The organism is Pseudomonas graminis (assembly GCF_004364335.1).
Classification (GTDB): domain Bacteria; phylum Pseudomonadota; class Gammaproteobacteria; order Pseudomonadales; family Pseudomonadaceae; genus Aquipseudomonas; species Aquipseudomonas graminis_D.
On the sequence record NZ_SOCR01000015.1, the window covers coordinates 125,272 to 147,903 of the forward strand.

The following is a 22,632-nucleotide window of genomic DNA, read 5'->3' on the forward strand; positions in this document are numbered from 1 at the left end:
ATGGGTATCGATCTTCCACTGATCTGGGCCGTGATCATCATCTTCGGCGTCATGATGTACGTCATCATGGACGGCTTCGATCTGGGCATCGGGATACTGTTCCCGTTCATGAAGGACAAGACCGACCGCGACGTGATGATGAACACCGTCGCGCCGGTCTGGGACGGCAACGAAACCTGGCTGGTGCTGGGCGGGGCCGGCTTGTTCGGCGCCTTCCCGCTGGCCTACTCGGTTGTCCTTGAAGCGCTGTACCTGCCGCTGATCTTCATGCTGTTCGGGCTGATCTTCCGCGGTGTGGCGTTCGAGTTCCGTTTCAAGGCCACTGACGTCAAGCGACACCTGTGGGACAAGGCGTTCATCGGCGGGTCTCTGGTGGCAACATTCTTCCAGGGCGTGGCACTGGGCGCCTACATCGACGGCATTCCCGTGGTTGACCGTGCCTATGCCGGCGGTGGGCTGGACTGGCTGACGCCGTTCTCGGTCTTCTGCGGTCTGGCGCTGATCGTCGCGTATGCCTTGCTCGGCTGCACCTGGCTGATCATGAAGACCGAAGGGGCGTTGCAGAAAGCCATGCATGATCTGGCACGACCCTTGGCCCTCGCGACATTGGTGGTCATGGCAATCGTCAGTCTGTGGACGCCACTGGCCCACCAGGCCATCGCCGATCGCTGGTTCAGCCTGCCAAACCTGCTGTGGTTCATGCCGGTGCCGGCGCTGGTCATGCTAACGATGTACGGCCTGTTCAAAGCGGTGGCGCGCAACGCCAACTACGCGCCGTTCCTGTTGACGCTGGTGCTGATCTTCCTCGGCTACAGCGGTCTGGGCATCAGTTTGTGGCCGAACATCATTCCGCCAACAGTGTCCATCTGGGCCGCTGCCTCGCCGCCACAGAGTCAGGGTTTCATGCTGATCGGTACGCTGTTCATCATTCCGCTGATCCTGGGTTACACGTTCTGGAGCTACTACGTATTCCGCGGCAAAGTCACCCACGAACACGGCTATCACTAGCAGGTGGCGGCCCCGGTGTATCGCCGGGGCCGGACTGCGCGATAAGAGGGTTTAGCGATGTCGGTTAAAGAATCTGTTCAGCACGACGCCCGGAACCAGCATGAGCACAAGCGCGAGGTCGATCCAGCGCAAGGCAAGCCACTGTGGCAGCGCATCGGCTGGCTGTTGATCATCTGGACCGGCAGCGTGCTGGCCCTGTTCGTCGTCGCCATGCTGCTGCGCATGTTCATGACAGCAGCAGGCATGAAGTCGCACTGAGTAATGCTCGCTCAATAAAAAACCCGCTTCGGCGGGTTTTTTTTGGCTGCACATCTGAAGTCAGGACGACGAGCGCGGTGAGCTATTTACGCGCCTTGAGAATCACGAACTTCGGCGTCGCTGCCACTTGTTCCACGCCCCGGAACAACCGCGCCAGTTTGCTGTGATAGCCCAGATGCCGGTTGCCGACGATATACAGCGCGCCGCCGGTGACCAGCGCCGAGCGGGCCTGCTGGAACATTCGCCAGGCGAGGAAATCGCCGACCACTTGTTGCTGATGAAACGGCGGATTGCACAGGATGACGTCCAGCGAATCGGGTTCCTGCGCCGCCAGCCCGTCGCCTGCGTGAATCACCGCAGGACGCTCGCCGAAAGCCAGTCTCCAGTTCTCCTGCGCCGACTGCACCGCCATGAACGACTCGTCCACCAGCGTGTAATGCGCATCGGGGTTTTCCAGCGCGCTTGCGATGGCGAGCACGCCGTTGCCGCAACCCAGATCGGCGACCCGCGCCGAGCCCAGGCCCTTGGGCAAGTAGGGCAGGAAGGCCCGTGTGCCGATGTCCAGACCGTCACGGCAGAAGACGTTGGCGTGGTTGATCAACTCGATCTTCGGCTCGTCCAGCGTGTAACGGGTGGGGTAGGGCGAGGGCTGATGGGGTTTGGCGTCAGGAGTGCAGAGCAGCAGCCGCGCTTTTTTCACGGCGAGCGATGCCTGCACGGGTCCGATGTATTCTTCCATCAGCTCGCCAGCGGAGCGGGGCAGGTGCTTGATCATCCCGGCTGCGACGACGTTAGCGTTCGGGGCCAGTTGGCCCTGCAAACGAATCAGCTGTTCTTCCAGCAGGGCGAGGGTCTTCGGCACGCGAATCAGCACCCAGTCGAAGGGGCCGTTCAGCGGCGCACTTGCCGGGATTACCGGCACCGCGTTGTAGGTGAGGCCGTTGCGCACCAGGTTCTTTTCCAGCGCCTGAGCGCCGAGATACGAATCCGTGCTGCTGAACACTGTGGCATGGGGCGCGAGGCTGGCGGCGAGAGCGCCGAAACTGTCGTTGAGCACCAGCACCCGCGTTTGCAGCGTCACGCCCTGTTCGGCGACGTGGTTGAGCAGGTACTCGTCGGCGGCATCGAAGGCCTGCAAGGGCTCATCTGACTGTTCCGGCTGGCGGATCAGGTCGAGTTGGGCAAACGGGGTGGTCAGCAGGGGCATGGGCGGAGCAGTTCCAGTCGTTGATGGCGCGACCGGCGTGTTGGCAGGAGTTGCACCTGTGCCGGGGTGTCCAGATTCGCGAAGCCTGCGATTTTACGTGTTTTTGCCCGCACGCACCGGGCTTTTCGCCCGAGCCTCGCCTTATGCCTAGATCACCCCGTCTTTTGTTGCCTGGACCACTGCCGACATCTTGTTGCAGGCGCCAATCTTCTGGATCGCCTTACTGACGTGGAAATTAACGGTGCGCGGTGTCACATCAAGGATCAACGCAACTTCTGCCGCTGTCTTGCCCGAGGCGCACCACTTCAACACCTCCACCTCTCTAATGGTCAGGCCCTTGTAGGTCAGCGTCTTTTCGCTCGCTGTGCAGTCTTCCCCCCGGTTCAGAATGTCCATCGCCTGCCTCCGTGCTTAGTCTTGATCGTCCTGATCCAAGTTTAGGGAACAATCCCGGCCCCGGAGGGAGCGCGCTTCGTGATCACGTCGAAGTATCGCCCCCATCAGATGCAGGGATGATATGAAAACGCTAGTGGAATCAGAAGGTTAGGCCGATTGGGTGTCGCTGCATGAATCACCTGGCGATAACGCCGATAGCGAAATACTCTAAAAAGCCCCCAGGCCGTTGCCGATATCACTACAAACCGGCGGTGTTTATCGTGGCGGGTTTGCGGGACACTGGTCACCCTTTTCGTGAGACAGGAGCCAGGAGCGCCCCATGACTGCCAGTGCAGAAAAATTCACCCGGCAAACGCTGCTGGACGTTACGCCGCTGACTCCCAGTCTCTTTACCTTTCGCACCACCCGCGATCCGGGCTTTCGCTTCACAGCGGGACAATTCGCCCGTCTGGGCGTGACCAAGCCCGATGGCACGACGGTGTGGCGGGCCTACTCGGTGGTGTCTTCACCCTTCGACGAGTTTCTCGAATTCTTCTCCATCGTGGTGCCCAACGGCGAATTCACCAGTGAGCTGAGCCGGCTTCGTCAGGGCGACACGCTGATGGTGGAAAAACAGGCGGTGGGTTACCTGACCCTTGATCGCTTCACTGACGGTCGCGACCTCTGGATGTTGTCCACAGGGACCGGCGTTGCGCCGTTCCTGTCGATCCTGCAGGACTTCGAGGTCTGGGAAAAATTCGAGCGCATCATTCTGGTGTACAGCGTCCGCGAGTCCCGTGAACTGGCCTACCAGCAACTGATTGCCGAGCTGACTCAGCGCGAATACCTGGCCGAGTACGCGCACAAGTTCACGTTCATCGCGACGGTGACGCGGGAGCCGCATCCCGGTGCGCTCAACGGAAGAATTACTACGCTGATCGAGAACGGTGAATTGGAGAAAGCGGCCGGCGTCACGCTGACGCCCGAGCATTCACGGGTGATGATCTGCGGCAATCCGCAGATGATCGAAGACACCCGCGCGGTATTGAAAACCCGCGACATGCGCCTGGCGTTGACGCGCAAGCCGGGACAGATTGCGGTGGAGAATTACTGGTAGGTCGGTCCCGCTGAAGACACCGCAAATCACTGTAGGAGCGCGCTTGCCCGCGAATGCCATCTGTCAGTGATATCTGCCTCGTCTGACACACCTTGTCGCGGGCAAGCGCGCTCCTATCCTTTTTTTCTGGGGGCCAGTTTGTGGCCGCTGCTACCGTCAGTGTCCTTAAACGAACCGGTCAGGCGTAACCGGCAGGGGCGCAGCCGGTTTGTTGTTCTGCTCTTTCAGCAGATCGCGGATCTCGCCCAGCAGCAGCTCTTCCTTGGACGGGGTTGGCGGCAGGGTTGGTGCTTTGGCCTCTTCGCGTTTCAGGCGGTTGATCGCCTTGACGCCCATGAAGATGGCGAACGCGACGATGATGAAGTCGATCACGGTCTGAATGAATTTGCCGTAGGCCAGCACCACCGCAGGTGCAGTCCCTTCAGCAGGCCGCAGCATGATGGCCAGATCACTGAAGTCCACGCCGCCGATCAGCAACCCGAGGGGCGGCATGATTACATCGCCGACGAACGACGAAACGATCTTGCCAAATGCCGCGCCGATGATGATACCGACGGCCATGTCGACGACGTTTCCTTTTACGGCAAAGGCTTTGAACTCGCTTAGTACGCTCATGGGTGTATTCCTTTGTTACAGATGAGAGTGGTAAATGCAGTGTAAGTCAGCTACCTGCATCTCGCTTAATCCATGCAATCGACCGGGTCCGTCCCGGTAAGTTTTATTTAATCCTCCAAAAGCGTGCGTGGCCGATGGCGCTGCAACCGGCGGTTTGACGCATCGGGTATGATTGCCCCCTTTTTACATCGGGGGTGTCATGGCCAAGGCCAAACGCATGTACGGCTGCACCGAGTGCGGCTCGACGTTTCCCAAATGGGCCGGCCAGTGCAGCGAATGCGGCGCCTGGAATACTCTCGTTGAAACTGTCATCGACAACAGCACGGCGGCTGCGCCCAGCGGTCGTTCCGGCTGGACCGGCCAACAGGCCCAAATCAAAACCCTGGCTGAGGTCAGTGTCGAAGAAATCCCGCGTTTTTCCACCAACTCAACAGAACTGGACCGCGTTCTCGGCGGCGGTCTGGTGGATGGCTCGGTGGTGTTGATTGGCGGCGACCCCGGTATCGGCAAGTCGACCATTCTGCTGCAGACCCTCTGCGCCATCGCCGAGCGCATGCCGGCGCTGTATGTCACCGGCGAAGAGTCGCAGCAGCAGGTCGCGATGCGTGCCCGTCGGCTTGGCTTACCCCAGGACAAACTGCGGGTCATGACAGAGACCTGCATTGAAACCATCATCGCCACGGCGCGCATCGAGCAGCCGAAGGTCATGGTGATCGACTCGATCCAGACCATCTTCACCGAACAACTGCAGTCAGCGCCCGGCGGTGTATCCCAGGTTCGCGAGAGTGCCGCGTTGCTGGTGCGGTACGCCAAGCAGAGCGGCACCGCGATCTTTCTGGTCGGCCACGTCACCAAGGAAGGCGCGCTGGCCGGGCCTCGGGTCCTGGAGCACATGGTCGACACCGTGTTGTATTTCGAGGGCGAGTCCGATGGCCGCTTGCGTTTGTTGCGCGCAGTGAAAAACCGTTTTGGTGCCGTCAATGAACTGGGCGTGTTCGGCATGACCGACAAAGGTCTGAAGGAAGTCTCGAACCCCTCGGCGATCTTTCTCACGCGCGCGCAGGAAGAAGTCGCAGGCAGCGTGGTCATGGCCACGTGGGAAGGCACGCGGCCGATGCTGGTGGAGGTGCAGGCGCTGGTCGATGACAGCCACCTCTCCAACCCGCGTCGCGTAACGCTGGGGCTGGATCAAAACCGGCTGGCCATGCTGTTGGCGGTACTCCACCGCCACGGCGGCATCCCCACCCATGACCAGGATGTATTCCTCAACGTGGTGGGCGGGGTGAAAGTACTGGAAACCGCCTCCGACCTGGCCTTGATGGCGGCCGTCATGTCCAGCTTGCGCAACCGTGCGCTGCCGGGCGACTTGCTGGTATTCGGTGAAGTGGGCTTGTCCGGCGAAGTGCGCCCTGTGCCCAGTGGTCAGGAGCGACTCAAGGAAGCGGCCAAGCACGGCTTCAAACGCGCCATCGTGCCCAAGGGCAACGCCCCGAAAGAGTCGCCACCGGGCCTGACAGTGATCGGCGTGACTCGCCTCGATCAAGCACTGGACGCCTTGTTTGAATAAGGCGGCGCGGCTTATAGGTGTATCAGTGCCCCGAGCTCGCGCTCCAGTTCATCGTGATCGGCAATATTAAGCTCGATCAGTCGACGCAGGTGCGTCACTGAATCGAGCTCGATGTGCTTGCAAACAAATCCCAGGTGATTGTGATCATCGTGGGTCAGCTGCACTTCCATCACAACATCAATACCGTCCTGCAACTCAATGTCGACCATGAAGCGTTCATTGGGATCGCCCTCCCAGGGCGACGGCTTCTCGATCAGCAGCCCCTTCAACGACAGGTCGATCAGCTGAACCGCCCAGGATTGGCCGCCCTGGTTGAGTTTTGTTTTCGCGTCGAATGCGACACGTTTGAAGCGACGACGTTCTTTGGGGTTATCGGTCATTACTCAACTACTCCTTCAGCGCCTGAAGCGCCCGCTGCATTGACTATAGGACAAATATAGCGCTAGACCATCGTGGGGGTAGCCTTTCGCTCCGGCGGCGCTAAACTCCGCTTGCTGAATAAAAATAAGTCCACTCAGTTGGAATCAAAAAAATGAAAAACAATAATGGTCTGCTGCGCCACGTGCCCTGGCTGATGGTTGCGATCCTTGGGGCCTGGGCGCTGGGAGTGGTTGCATTGCGTCGCGGGGAGGCGATCAATGCACTCTGGATTGTGGTTGCCGCAGTGGCCATTTATCTGGTCGCTTATCGCTACTACAGCCTGTTCATCGCAACCAAAGTCATGCAACTCGACCCGACCCGGGCCACCCCCGCGGTGCTCAAGAACGACGGGCTCGATTACGTTCCTACCAACAAACACATCCTCTTCGGTCACCACTTCGCGGCCATTGCCGGCGCGGGCCCTCTGGTCGGGCCGGTGCTCGCCGCGCAGATGGGCTACCTGCCCGGCACGCTGTGGCTGATCGCTGGCGTCGTGCTGGCGGGTGCGGTTCAGGACTTCATGATCCTGTTCCTCTCCACGCGCCGAAACGGTCGCTCCCTGGGCGATATGGTCCGCGAAGAAATGGGCCGCATTCCCGGCACCATCGCGTTGTTCGGCTGCTTCCTGATCATGATCATCATCCTCGCGGTGCTGGCGCTGATCGTTGTCAAGGCTCTGGCCGAGAGCCCATGGGGCATGTTCACGGTCATGGCGACGATTCCGATCGCGATGTTCATGGGCATCTACATGCGCTTCATCCGCCCGGGCCGTATCGGCGAGATCTCGGTGGTGGGCGTCGTGCTGTTGCTGCTGTCGATATGGGTCGGTGGTCTGGTGGCAGCGAGCCCTGAGTGGGCGCCGATGTTCACGTTCACTGGCGTGCAGATCACCTGGATGCTGGTCGGCTACGGTTTTGTCGCGGCCATGCTGCCGGTCTGGCTGGTGTTGGCGCCTCGCGACTACCTGTCCACGTTCCTTAAAATCGGCACCATCATTGCGCTGGCGATCGGCATCCTGATTCTTGCGCCTGAGCTGAAAATGCCTGCGCTGACGCAGTTCACCGACGGCACCGGCCCGGTCTGGAAAGGCACCCTGTTCCCGTTCCTGTTCATCACCATTGCCTGTGGCGCCGTTTCCGGCTTCCACGCGCTGATTTCTTCGGGCACCACGCCGAAGCTGCTGGATAACGAAGTCAACGCCCGTTACATCGGTTACGGCGGCATGCTGATGGAGTCGTTCGTGGCGATCATGGCCATGGTCGCGGCTTCGGTGATCGAGCCAGGCGTGTACTTCGCGATGAACAGCCCTGCGGCCATCGTCGGCTCGGACGTCGCTTCGGTCGCGCAGATGGTCAGCAGTTGGGGCTTCCTCATCACGCCGGATCAATTGACCGCTGTGGCGAAAGACATCGGTGAAAATACTGTGCTGGCACGTGCCGGCGGCGCACCGACGCTGGCAGTGGGCATCGCACAGATCCTGCACCAGGCGTTCCCGGGTCAGAACACCATGGCGTTCTGGTACCACTTCGCGATTCTGTTTGAAGCGCTGTTCATCCTGACCGCAGTGGATGCCGGTACCCGTGCCGGCCGCTTCATGCTGCAGGATCTGCTCGGCAGTTTCGTGCCTGCGCTGAAACGCACCGAGTCCTGGACCGCCAACGCCATCGGCACCGGTGGCTGCGTCGCGCTCTGGGGGTATCTGCTGTATCAGGGCGTGATCGATCCGCTGGGCGGGATCAACACCTTGTGGCCACTGTTCGGTATCTCTAACCAGATGCTGGCGGGCATCGCGCTGATGCTGGCGACCGTTGTGCTGATCAAAATGAAGCGTCAACAGTACGTCTGGGTCACCATCCTGCCGGCTTCGTGGCTGCTGATCTGCACCGTCACAGCAGGTTTCATCAAGCTGTTCGACCCGAGCCCTGCGGTTGGCTTCCTGGCACTGGCTAAGAAATACAGCGCGGCGGCCGACGCCGGTCAGGTGCTGGCCCCGGCCAAGACCATGGATCAGATGCAGCATGTGATCTTCAACGCCTACACCAACGCCACCCTGACCACGCTGTTCCTGTTCGTGGTCCTGAGCATTCTGTTCTATGCGCTGAAGGTCGGTCGTGCGGCGTGGGTCAAGAAAGAGCGTACCGACAAGGAATCGCCGTTCCAGGCCTTCCCGGAAACCCATTGAGTGCGCTGTAACGCGAGGAGCTGCCTATGTTCAACGATCTGAGTCGCCTGGGTAAGTATCTCGGTCAGGCCGCTCGCCTCATGGTGGGCATGCCGGATTACGACAACTACGTTGAGCATATGCAGAAGACCCATCCGGACAAACCGGTGATGTCCTACGAAGCATTCTTCCGGGAGCGCCAGGACGCACGTTACGGCGGGAAGGGCGGGCCCAAGTGCTGTTAACGGATTGATTCCTGCAACGCCGTTTCAACAACGCGCCACGCCAGTCGTGGCGCGTTCGCGTCTGCCACTTCCACCGGCAGCCGTTCCACCGTGTAGGAGCGCGCTTGCCCGCGAAGGCATTTCAACTGTTTCCGAAGAGGGTGCAGACAGATCGCCTTCGCGGGCAAGCGCGCTCCCACAGTCTGAGCAGTGACATGTCAGGAGAACCCATGACCGCTTCGCACCCAATCCCCGTCACCATCCTCAGTGGCTTTCTCGGCGCCGGCAAAACCACTCTGCTGCGCCATCTGCTCAAGGAAGAGCACGGCCTGAAGATCGCCGTGATCGAGAACGAATTCAGTGACGCCGGCGTAGACACCCAGCTGCTGGGCGACGAGCCCGTTCAGGTGATGACCCTGTCCAACGGCTGCGTCTGCTGCACCATTCACACCGACCTTACCAAAGCGTTGTATCTGCTGCTGGAGCGCCTCGACAGCGGCGAGATCGCCTTTGATAGGCTGGTCATCGAATGCACCGGCCTGGCAGACCCGGCACCGGTGGCGCAGACCTTCTTCATCGACGAGGAGCTGCGCGAACGCTACATCCTCGACGGCATCATCACGCTGGTCGACGCGGCCCACGCCGACACGCACCTGGAACAGACCATCGCTCAGGCGCAGATCGGCTTCGCAGATCGACTGTTGGTGAGCAAGACCGATCTGGTGGATGAGTCGACGTTCAAAGCGCTAAGCGAACGACTAACTCGCATCAACCGACGCGCGCCGATCCGTGTGGTCGAGCACGGCAAGATCGACCTCGCCGAGCTGCTGGATGTGCGCGGCTTCAACCTCAACGCCGACATCGGCGGAATGAGCCTGCGCCCGGCGGCGCCGGCAGGCCGCTCCATCGACCGCATCAGCAGCCTTGTCCTGCGCAGTCACCAGCCGCTGGATATCGACAAGCTCAGCACCTTCATGAACGAGTTGCTGGAAGAGCACGGCAAGCAACTGCTGCGCTACAAAGGCGTGCTGAACATCGCCGGCGAAGACCGCAAGCTGGTGTTTCAGGGCGTATTGAAGCTGTACGGATTTGACTTTGACGTGGAGTGGGCGCAGGGCGAGAAGCGCGAAAGCGTGATTGTGTTCATTGCCGACGAACTGCCGGAGGAGAAGATCCGGGCCGGCTTTGCAGGCGTTGCTGCAGATTAAGTATCGCGTGCGGGAATGGTCCGTAAGACGAGCTATGCCGCCTGCGTAGGACCGTTCCGAATCGTACTTTCAACCCCCCTGCCTGCGCTTCTAAACCCCACATCCCGTCCCTATCCTTGCTGGATCTGAAGTCAAGCAAGGACGGGCAGCCTCATGTCCAAGCCCTACGTGTTCATCAATGACCGCATACAAACCTGTTTCACGATCAAGACTCGGGTCGGCGGGAATTCAAAGTTTGACGTGCTGAACGCGCACATCCGTAACGCTGTGGTCATGCCAGGACAATTGGTGATTGTCAGCGACGGTTCGACAGGCAGCCTGACGGCAGAAGAAACCGAACTGATGAACCTGGCGCGGAACGTCCATCGACAGGTTAAAGGCTCGGGCAGCGAACTGATCAAGAACTACGACCTGATGCAGAACATGCTCAGTTACGGGTCGCTGGGTATCGGCGCCGCCACAGGCAGCTGGAGCAAGCACCTCAATGGCGTGCAGAAAACCCTCGAAGAAATCGAGCGGCTGTACAAGCTGTCGCTGGCACGCGGCACGCCCATCGCCCGGCAGGAATTCATCAATCAACGGCGAGTGTTGTTTGCCAGGCTGGATGTTCAGCTGGAAGGTATCGCCCGCTGGGGGACTGGGTTGACTAAAAAAGGCCCACTGAAAAAGATGCTGGGGTTATCGACCAAAAGTTATCTGCGCACTGGGGAGATACAGGGCTACGCCGCACGAATTGCGAAAGTCGCCAAGGTGGCGAAGTTGTTGAAGCATGGGACGCCAGTGGGCATTGGGCTTAACGCAATTTCAGCGGGCCTTGAGGTCAAGGAAGCTTGTTCTGTGGGCAGGACGGAAACGTGCACAAGAGCCAAATATACAGAAAGCGGAAAATTTATTTATGGCGTTGCCGGAGGGATTGTAGGTGGCTCCTTAGGAGCCTCAACACTCACTCCAATCTGCATCGTCGTAATGGGAGCTTCGACAGGAGGGGTCGGAGCGCTTGGGTGCGGCATCGCAACCAGCGCACTAGGGGGATACGCTGGGGGGCTGATAGGTGAAAGCATCGGGAAATATCAGGGAGAGCTAATCTACGAGTGGATTCCGTAATGCATTCCATAGCCTTGGGCATATCGAGTCTTATCCTATGTTTTTCGATGTGGATCAACATCGTACTAATGGCGTGGTTTACCTACAGAAACATAGAGTATCTCGAACACCAATTATCTGACTGCAGGTGCATCAGGGACTTCCGAAGTATCTGGCAAGGCGGGTTTATAGGCAGGCACATGAGATTCAATATGGTAATGATGGTTATTACCTTCCCAAACGCCATGTACCGGCGAGGCGATACGGCTAAAGACGCTCACAAGCGCATTTCCCTTCGCCTAAAGCGCTGCATATGGGGGATCTATGTTTTTCTTTACATCAATGGTTTCTGCCTCGCCCTGTTGGGCTACTTGATAAAGGTGTCACAAGAGTCCGCAATCTGACAGTCATACATCCGAATCTATATCGCACTGGGAAATACGGTGTATGCATCGCGAACTGACGGATCGCCAAAGCAGCGAAATTTTTAAAGCACGGGACGGAGGTTGGAATTGGACTGAACGTGGCATCCACCGCTCTGGAGATTAAGGAGCCTGTTATATGGGACGCGAAGAGTTGTGTCGACAGGCTCATTACCTTGAAAGATCACAATTAGCGGGGGGGGGGGGCGTGCTTCTCGGACTTGCCGGAGGTGAATTAGGCGCTTACGCCGCGCCGGTCGTTTGCTTTGCAGAGTTTAGTGCACCTACCATGGGGCTGGCTGCGTTAGGTTGCGGGATTATTGCCGGCGGTAATTTCGCTTATGCAGGCGGTGCCCTGGGCAAAATAGCCGGTGAGTCATTTGGGGAGACGGTCTACGAATGGATACTCTGATCTCTTACGACGTAGCTGTATGGTTGGGGTTTATGGATTTCGTCTTAGTCGTCATCCATTTAGTGTCGTCTTATATATTTTTCCTGAAATACATGGAGCAGATTGAAGACCATCTTTCCGAGATCGAGATGATCGGTCTACACGCAGACTATTATGGTGATACAAGGCTGGGCCGAAGAATGCGCGAATCGTTTATAACTATGATTTTGATTGTGCCGGGAGCTTTTAAAAAGCAGGAAGTCATTCCCGTGTACAAGCTTCAGAAGCTTCCTCGGCACTTTCGGTTTTGGATCAAGTTCTTTTTTTATTCGGCGGTAGGTCTTCTTTGTGCACTCGGCCTGATTTGCTTGCGTCTGAAAATGGGCCGGCCATAGCCAGTTCTTGATTGAAAGACCATCGAAATCTCAACCCTAACTCCTGATGACTTGCGCCTCTTCGACTTAGGCAAGAAGCAGATGCAAGGAGACAGTCTCAACAAAAAGCCCGGCTATCTAGCCGGGCTTTTTATGCAACCGCTACTGCGTCAGATCAAGCGCCGTAAACCGGCAGCTTGGCGCAGATGGCCTGGACCTTCTCGCGAACGGCGTTGATCACCGCTTCGTTGTTCAGGTCTGCCAGGATGTCGCAGATCCAGCCGGCCAGTTCCTTGCACTCTGCTTCCTTGAAGCCGCGCGTGGTCACGGCCGGGGTGCCGAAGCGCAGGCCGGAGGTGACGAACGGGGAGCGTGGATCGTTGGGCACCGAGTTCTTGTTCACGGTGATGAACGCTTTGCCCAGTGCGGCGTCGGCGTCTTTACCGGAGATGTCCTGCTTGATCAGCGACAGCAGGAACAGGTGGTTTTCAGTACCGCCGGACACCACGTCGAAACCGCGCTCGATGAACACGCCGGCCATGGCCTTGGCATTTTTCACCACTTGTTCCTGGTAGGTCTTGAACTCAGGCTGCAGCGCTTCCTTGAAGCAGATCGCCTTGGCCGCGATGACGTGCTCCAGAGGACCGCCCTGACCGCCCGGGAAAACAGCAGAGTTCAGCTTCTTCTCGATCTCGGCATTGGCGCGCGCCAGGATCAGGCCGCCACGAGGGCCGCGCAGGGTTTTGTGGGTGGTGGTGGTGACGACGTCAGCGAACGGCACCGGGTTCGGGTAAACGCCTGCAGCGACGAGACCGGCTACGTGCGCCATGTCGACGAACAGGTAAGCGCCGACTTTGTCAGCGATGGCGCGAAAGCGCGGGAAGTCGAGGATCTGCGAATAGGCCGAGAAACCGGCGACGATCATCTTTGGCTTGTGCTCAACGGCCAGACGCTCGACTTCGTCGTAGTCGATCAAGCCGTTGCCGTCGATGCCGTACTGAACGGCGTTATACAGCTTGCCCGAGGAGGATACGCTGGCGCCATGGGTCAGGTGACCGCCGTGGGCCAGGCTCATGCCCAGGATGGTGTCGCCAGCATTGAGCAGCGCCAGGTACACCGCGCTGTTGGCCTGGGAGCCGGCGTGTGGCTGGACGTTGGCGTAATCGGCGCCGAACAGTTGCTTGGCGCGATCGATGGCCAGCTGCTCGACGATGTCGACGTACTCACAGCCACCGTAGTAACGCTTGCCTGGGTAGCCTTCAGCGTATTTGTTGGTGAGGACCGAGCCTTGGGCCTCCATGACGGCCGGGCTGGTGTAGTTCTCCGAGGCGATCAGCTCGATGTGATCTTCCTGACGCTTGGCTTCCTGTTCCATGGCGGCGTACAGGTCGGCGTCGTACTTGGCGATGGTCAAATTGCGGCTGAACATGGCGGTCCTCGGGGATAGGGCAGTAGAAAAGGGGGGCATTCTAACCCATCGGGTTTTATCTGGCATATGAAAGCGGGTCATGTCCGGGACAAGCGGTTTTCATGCGGGAGAATGACTGACGCATGACCTGGTAGGAGCGCGCTTGCCCGCGATGCGATTTTGGGCCAGACAGATTGTGTCGTATGTACGAATGGTTCGCGGGCAAGCGCGCTCCTACAGGTGATCGGTGTTTCTTCAGTCGAGCATGAACAGCGCGTCGTTGCTGAACTGCGCCTCGAACCGCGTTGCCGGCATGGGGCGGCCGAAGAGGTAGCCCTGAACTTCGTCGCAGCCATGTTCGCGCAGGAACTCGAGTTGCTCGTGGGTTTCCACGCCCTCGGCGATCACCGACAGGTTGAGGCTGTGGGCCATGGCGATGATCGCCCGGGCGATTTGTGCGTCCTGTTCGCCGGACGGCAGGCCATCGACGAACGTGCGGTCGATCTTCAGCACGTCGATGGGGAACTGCTTCAGGTAATTCAGCGACGAGTAGCCGGTGCCGAAGTCATCGACCGCAATGCTCAGGCCCAGCCGCTTGAGCCCGGCCAGAATCTGCATGGCTTCGCTCACCTCACGCATCAGGATGCTTTCAGTCAGTTCAAGTTCGAGGCAGGCGGGCGGCAGACCGATTTCCAAGAGGATGCCGGCGATGCGCGTGCCCAACTGACCGTCCGAAAACTGCCGTGCGGAAATGTTTACCGACACCTTCGGTACGCGAACCCGCGCCAGATGCCACTCGCGCAACTGGCGGCAAGCTTCCCGGAGTACCCATTCGCCGACTTCGACCACCAGACCGAGCTCTTCGAGCACCGGGATGAACTCCACGGGCGGCACCAGGCCGCGACGCGGATGACGCCAGCGCAACAAAGCCTCGGCACCGGTAAGGCGCTTGCCGTCGCCACTGAACTGCGGCTGGTAATACAGCGTGAACTCGCCTTGCTCCAAGGCATGGCGCAGGTCGCTTTCCAGCTCCAGGCGCTCAAGGGCGCTGGCGTTCATGTCGGCTTGATAAAACTGGAAGTTGTTCTTGCCGCGTTCTTTGGCGTGGTACATCGCCGTGTCGGCGTTCTTCATCAACTGGCTCAGTTCGTTGCCATCCTGAGGGCTCAGCGCGATGCCGATACTGGCCGTTACGAAAAACTCACGGCCTTCCAGCACGAAGGGTTTCACCAAGCTGGCGAGAATCTGCTCGGCCACATGAATCGCCCGGTTCAGCGCCGCCTGTTGGGTGGGACGGGGTTGCAGCAGCAGCGTGAATTCGTCACCGCCCATGCGCGCTACGGTGTCGTCCTCGTCGACGCATCCGAGCAGGCGCAAGGCCATTTCCTTGAGCATCCGGTCGCCGGCGGCATGGCCCAACGAATCGTTGATTGGTTTGAAGCGATCCAGGTCGAGGAACATCAACACCACCCATGTGTGTTGACGCTCGGCGTGTTGCAACGCGCTGTGCAGACGATCCTGAAACAGCGTGCGGTTGGGCAGATGGGTCAGTGCGTCGTAATAAGCCAGCCGATGAATACGCTGCTCGCTGGCCTTGCGCTCGCTGATGTCGCTGAAGAAGCACACGTAGCTGGCCAGATCGCCTTCGTCGTCAAGCACGGCGGTAATTCCGACCCAGGCCGGGTAGTGCTCGCCGTCGCGACGCTTGAGCCACAACTCACCCTCCCAGCTGCCGCGCTGGCTCAGTTGCTTGAGGATGTAACCCAAGTGGGCGCCCTGCTGATTCTCGACGGTCAGCATCATCGGCAGTTGATCCAGCACCTGCGACACGGCGTAGCCACTGACCCGGGTAAAGGCGTCGTTGGCCTGCACGATATAGCCCGCAGGGTCGGTGATCAGAATGGCCGAGGTCGAGTGTTCGAATACTGTCGCCGCCATGCGCAGGTCTTTTTCGGCGCGCCGCTGCTGGCCGACGTCACGTCCCACGCCGAGAACGCCTTCAAACGCCCCGGATTCATCCCACACCAGGACCAGACGCAGCTCCACGGGAATCTTGCGACCATCGGCGCGCAGGCAATCGAACAGGAACAACTGAGTGGTGATCTCGCTGCGCAGGTCCGCCAGCGCTTCGGGCTTGTTCAACGCTTTTTTGATCCGCTGCATCAGCGCGTGAAAGCCGCTGAGCTGCTGAGGGTTGGCAATGATCGCCTTCCAGCCGTTCTGCAGAATCCACTCGGCACTGTAGCCCAGCACTGTATTGACCGATGGGCTGATGTAGTTGGCTCGCAGCTGCCGATCGGTGGAGAAAATCACATCGCTGATGCTTTCCGCCAGCATCCGGTAACGCTGTTCGCTCTCGCGCAGCGACTGGCTGGCTTCTACTTGGTCAGTGATGTCCTTGGCGACGCCCACGATGCGCCTGACCTGACCGTCGTTGTCGGCTGCCAGCGCTTGTTCGCGGATGTCGAACAAGCGCCAGCTGTCATGCCGGTCACGAAAGCGTAGCTGACGATGAATCGTCTCGCTGCTGCCAGACTCGCCATGGGCGCGGCGTAATTGTTCATAGGCGCCGAGATCGTCCGCGTGCAGCAACAGCTCCCAGAAGTATTCGCCCATTTCGTCCAGTTCGGCCCGGCTATAACCCAGCGTCTCGCCCAAGTGATGGTTGCTGTAAATCATTCGCCGCGTGACCACATCCTGTACATACAGATGGTCGGGAACCGTGCGCACCACATCCGACCAGAACCGTTCCCGCTCCTGCAGCGAGAGCTCGGCCTGCTTGCGCTTGGTGAAATCGCTGATGCTGAGGATGACGGCATTCAAGTCTTCGAGTTGCTCCGGTAGCCGCATGACCAGCCAGAGATGCTGGTCACTGCCTTGGTCGCCCGGTAGCAGGATTTCGAGTTCCAGCTGACGTTGCCCGTCCAGCACGGCCTGGAGTATCTGCAGACCGATGCCGTTCCTGGCGCGGGGGCAACCTTCAATCAGCTGCTGCCAGACCCGCTGTGCCGATTCTGCGCGCAACAGTTGAGCAGCGACCTGATTGACCTCGGTGATGCGCAGCTGCTGAAGCAGGTCGGTGATTTGCTCAGGCTGGCTGATCAGGCGCGCGTTCAGGTCTTCGCCGGTGTTCACTTGCAAGTGCTTTAGATAAGCCGGCAGACCGGAAAGGTCCAGCACGCACAGCGCGACGCCGGTGCCTTCAAAAATGTCTTTGTAGCGGCGACGGCTTTGATGCAGCTGGAGTTGACGACGGCGCAGGCTGCGCAACGCGAACAAGGGAATGATGGAACAGAGCAGGGCGAGCAGGCATTTGCCGATCAGCGGAAAGAGCTGCGTCTGGCGGGCTTTCTGTAAGTCGAACAGGCCGCGCAGTTGCCAGTCGCTATGGGGCAGCGGTTGCAGATGGACGGTCTGCAACTCGCTGTCAGCGGACAGACTGGCGTCTGGCAGGTTTTTATAAAGAGGGCGGTGACTGCTGATATCTTCCAGCAGCCAGACGGGCTGGTAATCCAGATCGCTCTGGCGGGTCAGGGATTTCAGCGTGTCGGGCTTGAGCCGCAGCGCCCAGTAACGTTCATCGCCTGTGCCGGGCTGACGGATGAACAGATAGAACGTCGAGGCGCTTGGGTCGTTGGCATAAAAGTACGGGTGACCCTGGATGACCGAATGCATCTGGGTCAAAAAGCCAACGTCACGGGTCTCGCCGTCGCTGTCGGCGCTGACATTCCCGTTGCTGTCGAGCCAGATCACGCTTTTCACGGATGGCATGGATTGGCGCAGACTGGCCACCACTGTCGCTGATTCGTCTGCAGATTGCGACGCATCATGTGATGCGTCGAGCACGTTCAGCGCCACTTGTGCGTCCAGGGCCATGTTCAGGCTCAACCGGTCGGCGAGCTGCACGCTGTAGTCAATGCTGCGCTTGTGCTGACGTTCCTGAGACTGCTGGAACTGCTCAATCATCTGCCATAACAACAGCATCAGCATCATCAGGACCAGGACCGCGAGCGCACCTCTGAGCACGCCTCTCAAAGGCACAGTCGTTGCGCTATCGGATGGGCGCAGGGGTGAAATGGGGGTCGGTTTGAACAAACTGTGATCCTGACTACTGGACTGAATCAGCATGTGCGAAACGCACTATAAGCCCGGAGCGCAAAAGGCGGCTAGCATGCCACCGAGCTGTGGCAAAGTGCCAGCGCTATTGGGCCAGACGGTTTGCCCTGTTGCGTGCATTCGGGTAGCTTTGCGCCACGCGCGACGCGCCGGTTTTTGCACGGCGTGCTTGCACGCTTCAAAAGTCTTGCAAGCATTGCTCCAGCTTTAATACCGGTCCTCGGAACTATGCCCTGGCGCGCCGGTCTGGCTCTGATCAATTCAAGGCCCGGAATTGCGCTACGGCAAGTTGCGGCGCGAAGATAAACGCATTTTTTGCGACGCAGCACCAAGCTCGCGCCTTTATTCACAGTCTCATTCCAGGTTTTCATTCCATGGCTCAATACGTCTATCTGCCCTATTGAGTTTTAGTCATGTTTTGCGATCTGCAGTTGAGCCCTGATGATTGCTGGGTTCCCAGCCTATCCAGTCTCCTTTTTTCCCTCGCTCCTGTGGCCGCGTAGAGTTTTTCGTTAGCTTTTGCGGATTTCAGGTCAAATTAAGGCATTGAAACTTAACTTTTTGAACAGTTCCCGAGTTGCTCGGGACCGTGAGTGGACCAAACCCCGGTTAGCTTGTCACGAGACGTAGTAATCCCACTCTCCGCTGAAATATCAGCGCTGGTGAAAAGCAGTGCTTTTCGCCGCCTTCAACTCAGCGACTGCTCGATCCGTATCAGGCATACAGCCGCGTCTTTCAAAAAAAGTGGAATGGGTTTACTTGATTGTCTTTCGGCTGCTTCTACACGTATATCCCGTGTTGAATCTGCGTGAGATAACGCTCAACCGTAATGAACCCAACTGACGTTTCGAGGAGCTCGACTGGAGTGAGTCCCGATAAATGCCTAGATGATCGGCACAGCCAGTCTTCCGCCATCGCTTGTGTACCTAAAACCGCAATCGCGTGCTCTAGCGTCTTCGCGAACTGGAATGCCATTGCGCTTTGTTGGGCATTGAGCCGATCCATTCCTAGGCCAGAATTTAGCAGCTGATTGACCTTCCGCTGAGACTTCCCCGTTATCAGCCCGATCACATTTCGCTTCGTGTACAGCGTTGAACTGGAAAGCATCATCTGTACGTCCTGCAGCGCAAACCCCTGCAAGACGAGTATCACGAGGTCCAGGCCTCCAAGCTCCTGAAGAGGGCGCTTTGTCAGCGTCTCTGTCGGCCCCCGAGCCGGGCTAGGTCTGGGATTAGAGTCCGGTATTAGATCTTCCATCGCATATCATTGCCAGTTTAGACGGGGTAGCCTGCCACAGGATCTAGCCGATGCGGCTTATACGCTGATTGACGAGCAACGCTATCGGGAATTCTTAAGATCGGTTGCGGCGTCGAAGATCACCTGTATCAAGGTGGCATTCTCTAAAACCCCTGATCCAGAAAGGCTATAGCAGTTACCCCCATCGACCTCGAATGCCTCACATGGTCCGCCTAGGCTGGGGGATTCGAGAACAGATATTTTTTTGACGGGCTCCATAAGCCAGCGATCAGTACCGTTCACGTGTGCAGGGGTAACAATTTGGACCCCCTCAACCCTCATCCGAAAGGTTTCACGACGCACTAGCGAAACTACGTCCCGTGCATGCTGAATCATAAGCATATACGTATCCGACTCGGTCGCGCCTACCCGAACTACGCTTAGGTAAAACCACGGATACATGAGTTCCTGCTCAACGTATGGCCAGATCTGCGTGGCGCCATATTGAGGATAGCCGAGGTCGGGTAACTGAATCTCAGAGCTTCGGTAGGTAGTGAACATAAGCCCCTCCAAAATGAACACTATAGATTGTAGCTCTATAGGACTCAAGAAGGCTTGATCGTTCCTTTTGTGAGCCTGAAAATTGGAACTGAGCATCGCGTTTGGGCAGGTCCTTCGGGACATCCGCAAGCAAAGGGGCCTCACCCAAGAAGACTTCTCAGACGTTAGTAGCAGGACGTATCTGAGCACGCTGGAACGTGGGTTGAAGTGCCCGACTATTGACAAGGTAACGCAGCTGGCTGAGGTACTTAGCGTCCACCCTGCCACGCTCATCACGGCAGCATTCCTAGCCCAAGAACGTGCGGTCGCTCGTAAGGCGCTGCTACAACAAATCGACATGGAGCTGGAGGAACTCGGCATGCTTTAGTAGTGGACACATCAATTTGCCAGACGCGTGTAGGCGCTGATTGAGCATTGACCCACCCTGTGGATTGAATGATCCAAGGCGGCTTGCCGATTTGACCTTGGCGATCGTGGATAAGGCTGCAAGCAAAGTGCCTATCCTGAGCTCAGCAAAGCCGGCGGCATGAGATCAAACGGATCGTCCTCCTTATCCTCGATAGCCACCTAGCCCCACTCGCCTGAATCATGGTGCTGGCCACCAGAGGGCGTTATTGCAAGCGGTACGATTAGTTCCCCTCTCAACTATCTATCAGTATGGGCCTACCGCTGGCATCATCCATGGACTGATCAGCGAGCACCTTGTTACCGGCGAAGACCTGTAGGTTGACCCGCATGCGATTGTGATCACGTCGGGATGCCAGGAACCAGTCCTTTTTCTGCCACTATCCATTGTAAAACGGCTGCTTTGGGTCGATAGCTGTCAGTCGACCATGCGCGAGCGCAGAAGATGAGTTCAACCACGATGCCCGAGTCGGACATACGTCAATAAGTGAATTTGTGCTGAAAATTGCGAGATGCCATGGCCCCGGGATTGCAAAGTATCGAGTTGGCTGATGGAGGCGTAGCACTCAAGGCACTAAGTGCTGAATCGGGTGCCAGCGCAGAGAACCGAGACCAGGTATCCGTCGATACCGGAATGCGTTGACATCCGAACTGCAAAAGCTAACGTTGTCCACAGCGAACCGATCCTGGAGGACGGGCATGAAAACCAAAGAAAATGAAGACGTGAAGGCCGCAGCGCGTGCGAAGCTAAAGAAGATCCAGCAATCGGCAGGGTACAAAAGCTTTTTTAATGACTCTGCAATTGAGGCATTTGGTCGCGTTGGGGCCACCGCGTTTGCTGGCAAGCCTTTGAGCGGTAAAGCTTAGGCTGCCCCGGCCCGACTTTCCCATGGTTAGCGCGGCCTGAATTCGCAAGGATATGGGCGGCTGCTTTGGCTCAATACCTGCTTCAGGACTTCGCTTAAGCATCAGGGATCGGCTTTAGCATTGCTGACCCCGCGACCAGCCTGCAACGAGTCGTCTCAGGTTCGCATACGGTGCAGCCGGGGCATCTTCGCTCCAGTTGAATACAATGCCTTAGAGGTAGCGATTATTTGCAAACAAAAAAGCCGCCTTTAGTAGGGCGGCTTATGGTGGCAAAACGGTTGGGAGCGTTCTGCCAGATCTCACAGTGATCATCTGACGCGATCCATCTTCCTAGAAGCTGCCAAGCAAGGCAACCATTTTGCGGAGCGTGCTGCTGGACTAGCAACAATCCAGTGTAGGGTTAACTCCATTACAGCGTAGCGCACAAACTATGGAGTGGCTGGCTCTGGCCGATAGCTGACCCACGAGACTGCTCGGCGGGTCTCAGAGGCGTGACGTGGTAAGGTTGAGTTGGCTAGTTATCCTCTGGCGCAGTCTAGGATATCGTGTAGCGCAATCCACGGGTGCTTAGATTTCTCATCGTAAGTCTTGCACGCGTGGGCGTGAGAAAACGGGTTCTCGCTGTCTTCCAGGGCCTGGCTTTCAAGGCATCCAGTGCACACCGCTCGCCCAGCAACGATCATCCAACATGCATTCCATTGCTCAACCCTTTGCTCGCTGTCCATATCCCGCCTCCTTCCGCATGCGCTTTGAGTAACCGACGATACATGCGCTTCCGCCGCTTTTATACGCCCAGAACGATACCCTCAATTGAAGGTTACACTACTGGATTGATAACTAGATCCGTACTGGATGGCTTTGTTCATCAACGTCAGCAGTCGGCCATAAGCAGAAGTTACCGATGTACGATGGTTAATTTCTGGCAAAAGGACACTTCCCTCATGATGCGTCGTATCGGCTTTTTGCTCATCGGAATTCTCGGACTCGCGCTCATCCTGCCTTGGGGGGCCTATTGGGTCGGCCTTTATAGAATTTCGCAGTACCCTTTGCCTCCACCTCAGGCTATATCGGCACCGCAGCGTGAGTGGGTATGGAGCCTCGCCAAAGTCTCAGGCGAGCCGGTAATAGTGCCGTTAAGTCCGTATACGTATCTGTACGACCTTTTCATTTTGAAAGGGAAAACTGATAGGAATATGCGAGTCGCCTGGTGGGTGGCTTCTGATCACCTGATCAAACAAAACACAAGTCAACAGATGCTGTGGTGGCAGCTATCCGGCGCGTCTCTGACCATATGGTTAACCAGGAACTGGACAGATCAACAGATAACAGCCGCCGCCTTTGTCGCCCTTCAGCAGCGGGGTGAGGTATATGGTGGTAACTAGCTGAACTTAACAAATGCGAAGTCCTTAATAGCTCCCCATGTGAAATGGCACCTTTTTCAAGTTATGCTTTTTACCGTTATCTGCATGTCTCCACTGGCTGCTATGGGCTGGAGGGATCGCCGGGGAGGGGCAGCTATCGACCCAAAGCAGCCGCCCAGCACGCGGCTAAACCCGAACAGAAGCAGCCGCTCGCCACCCACACAAACACCTCAACAAAAAAAACAACG

General features: G+C 57.9%; 20 protein-coding genes. 13 read left to right on the forward strand and 7 right to left on the reverse strand.

Translation table 11 applies throughout. The annotated features are described in order from the left end of the window. Nucleotides 1-1,008: a cytochrome d ubiquinol oxidase subunit II gene (gene cydB / locus EC919_RS24430; RefSeq protein WP_133776870.1), complete on the forward strand. Its 1,008-nt coding sequence runs from the start codon at nucleotides 1-3 to the stop codon at nucleotides 1,006-1,008. Nucleotides 1,009-1,065: 57 nt separating this feature from the next. Continuing rightward, nucleotides 1,066-1,266, forward strand: coding sequence for a DUF2474 domain-containing protein (locus tag EC919_RS24435; RefSeq protein WP_133776871.1), 201 nt, complete (start codon nucleotides 1,066-1,068; stop codon nucleotides 1,264-1,266). An 82-nt stretch (nucleotides 1,267-1,348) separates the two neighbouring features. Here EC919_RS24435 and EC919_RS24440 read toward each other — a convergent pair whose 3' ends face one another. Continuing rightward, on the reverse strand, nucleotides 1,349-2,473 hold the full coding sequence (locus EC919_RS24440; protein WP_133776872.1) for a methyltransferase: 1,125 nt from the start codon (nucleotides 2,471-2,473) through the stop codon (nucleotides 1,349-1,351). Nucleotides 2,474-2,620: 147 nt separating this feature from the next. Beyond that, nucleotides 2,621-2,869, reverse strand: coding sequence for a helix-turn-helix transcriptional regulator (locus tag EC919_RS24445; RefSeq protein ID WP_133776873.1), 249 nt, complete (start codon nucleotides 2,867-2,869; stop codon nucleotides 2,621-2,623). Between the two features lie 319 nt (nucleotides 2,870-3,188). Between EC919_RS24445 and EC919_RS24450 the strand changes: the two genes are divergently transcribed. Further along, a complete protein-coding gene (locus EC919_RS24450) occupies nucleotides 3,189-3,965 on the forward strand; it encodes a ferredoxin--NADP reductase (RefSeq protein WP_133776874.1) in 777 nt (258 codons plus the stop codon). Between the two features lie 165 nt (nucleotides 3,966-4,130). Here the strand turns inward: EC919_RS24450 and mscL are convergent, their stop codons facing one another. Further along, the gene (mscL, locus tag EC919_RS24455; protein ID WP_133776875.1) at nucleotides 4,131-4,580 is read right to left on the reverse strand and encodes a large-conductance mechanosensitive channel protein MscL; all 450 of its coding nucleotides are present in this window, start codon (nucleotides 4,578-4,580) and stop codon (nucleotides 4,131-4,133) included. 199 nt (nucleotides 4,581-4,779) lie between these two features. Between mscL and radA the strand changes: the two genes are divergently transcribed. Continuing rightward, on the forward strand, nucleotides 4,780-6,147 hold the full coding sequence (gene radA / locus EC919_RS24460) for a DNA repair protein RadA (RefSeq protein WP_074888638.1): 1,368 nt from the start codon (nucleotides 4,780-4,782) through the stop codon (nucleotides 6,145-6,147). A gap of 11 nt (nucleotides 6,148-6,158) precedes the next feature. On the opposite strand, the gene EC919_RS24465 is transcribed toward radA, so the two are convergent. Beyond that, nucleotides 6,159-6,527 (reverse strand): PilZ domain-containing protein, encoded by a 369-nt coding sequence (locus EC919_RS24465; protein ID WP_133776876.1) that lies wholly within the window; start codon nucleotides 6,525-6,527, stop codon nucleotides 6,159-6,161. A gap of 152 nt (nucleotides 6,528-6,679) precedes the next feature. On the opposite strand from EC919_RS24465, the gene EC919_RS24470 reads away from it, so the two are divergent. The 6 genes from EC919_RS24470 to EC919_RS24495 all read left to right on the forward strand — a co-directional run bounded on the left by EC919_RS24470 (nucleotide 6,680) and on the right by EC919_RS24495 (nucleotide 12,451). Continuing rightward, a complete protein-coding gene (locus tag EC919_RS24470) occupies nucleotides 6,680-8,749 on the forward strand; it encodes a carbon starvation CstA family protein (RefSeq protein WP_133776877.1) in 2,070 nt (689 codons plus the stop codon). 26 nt (nucleotides 8,750-8,775) lie between these two features. Beyond that, on the forward strand, nucleotides 8,776-8,973 hold the full coding sequence (locus tag EC919_RS24475; RefSeq protein ID WP_065987541.1) for a YbdD/YjiX family protein: 198 nt from the start codon (nucleotides 8,776-8,778) through the stop codon (nucleotides 8,971-8,973). Nucleotides 8,974-9,182: 209 nt separating this feature from the next. Then, nucleotides 9,183-10,160, forward strand: coding sequence for a GTPase (yjiA, locus tag EC919_RS24480; protein ID WP_133776878.1), 978 nt, complete (start codon nucleotides 9,183-9,185; stop codon nucleotides 10,158-10,160). 153 nt (nucleotides 10,161-10,313) lie between these two features. After that, nucleotides 10,314-11,264, forward strand: coding sequence for a hypothetical protein (locus tag EC919_RS24485; protein ID WP_133776879.1), 951 nt, complete (start codon nucleotides 10,314-10,316; stop codon nucleotides 11,262-11,264). A gap of 540 nt (nucleotides 11,265-11,804) precedes the next feature. Next, nucleotides 11,805-12,077: a hypothetical protein gene (locus tag EC919_RS24490; protein WP_133776880.1), complete on the forward strand. Its 273-nt coding sequence runs from the start codon at nucleotides 11,805-11,807 to the stop codon at nucleotides 12,075-12,077. Then, the gene (locus EC919_RS24495; RefSeq protein ID WP_133776881.1) at nucleotides 12,065-12,451 is read left to right on the forward strand and encodes a hypothetical protein; all 387 of its coding nucleotides are present in this window, start codon (nucleotides 12,065-12,067) and stop codon (nucleotides 12,449-12,451) included. Before EC919_RS24490 ends, EC919_RS24495 begins: the two co-directional genes overlap by 13 nt. Before the next feature lie 154 nt (nucleotides 12,452-12,605). Here the strand turns inward: EC919_RS24495 and glyA are convergent, their stop codons facing one another. From glyA to EC919_RS27995, 3 genes are all read right to left on the reverse strand, one after another. After that, nucleotides 12,606-13,859, reverse strand: coding sequence for a serine hydroxymethyltransferase (gene glyA, locus EC919_RS24500; protein WP_133776882.1), 1,254 nt, complete (start codon nucleotides 13,857-13,859; stop codon nucleotides 12,606-12,608). Nucleotides 13,860-14,093: 234 nt separating this feature from the next. Continuing rightward, nucleotides 14,094-17,915 (reverse strand): sensor domain-containing protein, encoded by a 3,822-nt coding sequence (locus EC919_RS24505; protein WP_432213846.1) that lies wholly within the window; start codon nucleotides 17,913-17,915, stop codon nucleotides 14,094-14,096. 819 nt (nucleotides 17,916-18,734) lie between these two features. Beyond that, nucleotides 18,735-19,211, reverse strand: coding sequence for an MbcA/ParS/Xre antitoxin family protein (locus EC919_RS27995; protein ID WP_133776884.1), 477 nt, complete (start codon nucleotides 19,209-19,211; stop codon nucleotides 18,735-18,737). A gap of 622 nt (nucleotides 19,212-19,833) precedes the next feature. Between EC919_RS27995 and EC919_RS24520 the strand changes: the two genes are divergently transcribed. The 3 genes from EC919_RS24520 to EC919_RS24535 all read left to right on the forward strand — a co-directional run bounded on the left by EC919_RS24520 (nucleotide 19,834) and on the right by EC919_RS24535 (nucleotide 22,405). Next, on the forward strand, nucleotides 19,834-20,118 hold the full coding sequence (locus EC919_RS24520) for a helix-turn-helix domain-containing protein (protein ID WP_133776885.1): 285 nt from the start codon (nucleotides 19,834-19,836) through the stop codon (nucleotides 20,116-20,118). A 737-nt stretch (nucleotides 20,119-20,855) separates the two neighbouring features. Next, nucleotides 20,856-21,023 carry a hypothetical protein gene (locus EC919_RS27230; RefSeq protein WP_162839073.1) on the forward strand — a complete coding sequence of 56 codons (168 nt, stop codon included), beginning with the start codon at nucleotides 20,856-20,858 and terminating at the stop codon, nucleotides 21,021-21,023. 941 nt (nucleotides 21,024-21,964) lie between these two features. Beyond that, nucleotides 21,965-22,405 (forward strand): hypothetical protein, encoded by a 441-nt coding sequence (locus EC919_RS24535; RefSeq protein WP_133776886.1) that lies wholly within the window; start codon nucleotides 21,965-21,967, stop codon nucleotides 22,403-22,405. Nucleotides 22,406-22,632: the final 227 nt, after the last annotated feature.

Coding starts and splice junctions, on each gene's coding strand:
- cydB (WP_133776870.1), top strand. CDS start 1: ATGGGTATCGATCTTCCACTGATCTGGGCCGTGATCATCATCTTCGGC.
- EC919_RS24435 (WP_133776871.1), top strand. CDS start 1,066: ATGTCGGTTAAAGAATCTGTTCAGCACGACGCCCGGAACCAGCATGAG.
- EC919_RS24440 (WP_133776872.1), bottom strand. CDS start 2,473: ATGCCCCTGCTGACCACCCCGTTTGCCCAACTCGACCTGATCCGCCAG.
- EC919_RS24445 (WP_133776873.1), bottom strand. CDS start 2,869: ATGGACATTCTGAACCGGGGGGAAGACTGCACAGCGAGCGAAAAGACG.
- EC919_RS24450 (WP_133776874.1), top strand. CDS start 3,189: ATGACTGCCAGTGCAGAAAAATTCACCCGGCAAACGCTGCTGGACGTT.
- mscL (WP_133776875.1), bottom strand. CDS start 4,580: ATGAGCGTACTAAGCGAGTTCAAAGCCTTTGCCGTAAAAGGAAACGTC.
- radA (WP_074888638.1), top strand. CDS start 4,780: ATGGCCAAGGCCAAACGCATGTACGGCTGCACCGAGTGCGGCTCGACG.
- EC919_RS24465 (WP_133776876.1), bottom strand. CDS start 6,527: ATGACCGATAACCCCAAAGAACGTCGTCGCTTCAAACGTGTCGCATTC.
- EC919_RS24470 (WP_133776877.1), top strand. CDS start 6,680: ATGAAAAACAATAATGGTCTGCTGCGCCACGTGCCCTGGCTGATGGTT.
- EC919_RS24475 (WP_065987541.1), top strand. CDS start 8,776: ATGTTCAACGATCTGAGTCGCCTGGGTAAGTATCTCGGTCAGGCCGCT.
- yjiA (WP_133776878.1), top strand. CDS start 9,183: ATGACCGCTTCGCACCCAATCCCCGTCACCATCCTCAGTGGCTTTCTC.
- EC919_RS24485 (WP_133776879.1), top strand. CDS start 10,314: ATGTCCAAGCCCTACGTGTTCATCAATGACCGCATACAAACCTGTTTC.
- EC919_RS24490 (WP_133776880.1), top strand. CDS start 11,805: ATGGGACGCGAAGAGTTGTGTCGACAGGCTCATTACCTTGAAAGATCA.
- EC919_RS24495 (WP_133776881.1), top strand. CDS start 12,065: ATGGATACTCTGATCTCTTACGACGTAGCTGTATGGTTGGGGTTTATG.
- glyA (WP_133776882.1), bottom strand. CDS start 13,859: ATGTTCAGCCGCAATTTGACCATCGCCAAGTACGACGCCGACCTGTAC.
- EC919_RS27995 (WP_133776884.1), bottom strand. CDS start 19,211: ATGGAAGATCTAATACCGGACTCTAATCCCAGACCTAGCCCGGCTCGG.
- EC919_RS27230 (WP_162839073.1), top strand. CDS start 20,856: ATGAAAACCAAAGAAAATGAAGACGTGAAGGCCGCAGCGCGTGCGAAG.
- EC919_RS24535 (WP_133776886.1), top strand. CDS start 21,965: ATGATGCGTCGTATCGGCTTTTTGCTCATCGGAATTCTCGGACTCGCG.